Raw genomic sequence first — 365 nt, 5'->3', positions numbered from 1 at the left:
CGTGCGCAACCGCGCCGAGACCAACTACCCGCTGACGCTGGTCCTCGCCCACACCGACACGCTGCGCCTGACCTGCCGCTTCGACCGCGCGAGGCTGGGCGAGCCGCATGCGCGCATGCTGGCGCAGAGCCTGTTCGCGCTGATGACGCGGATGAGCGAGGACGGCGCCCGCCCGCTGGGACAAGTCGCGCCGGTGCCGCAAGACCAGCAGGCCCGCCTGCTGGCATTGGGCCGCAATCCGCAGGCCTACCCGGCGTTCGTGCCGGTGCATCGCCTGTTCGAGGCGCACGCTGACCGGCAGCCGGACGCCATCGCGCTGGAAGCCGACGGACAGACGCTCACCTACGCCGAACTGAACCGCCGCG

At 72.1% G+C, this 365-nt stretch carries 1 protein-coding gene; it reads left to right on the top strand.

Annotated elements, in window-relative coordinates; translation table 11 throughout:
* The coding region (locus tag K206_RS44170) for a hypothetical protein (RefSeq protein ID WP_043368104.1) at positions 1-365 on the top strand (365 nt) is incomplete at both ends.

Source organism: Cupriavidus sp. WS (assembly GCF_000395345.1).
Taxonomy (GTDB): Bacteria; Pseudomonadota; Gammaproteobacteria; order Burkholderiales; family Burkholderiaceae; genus Cupriavidus; species Cupriavidus basilensis_B.
The sequence above is the reverse complement of the archived record's forward strand: the minus strand, read 5'-3'. Positions and strand labels throughout refer to the sequence as shown.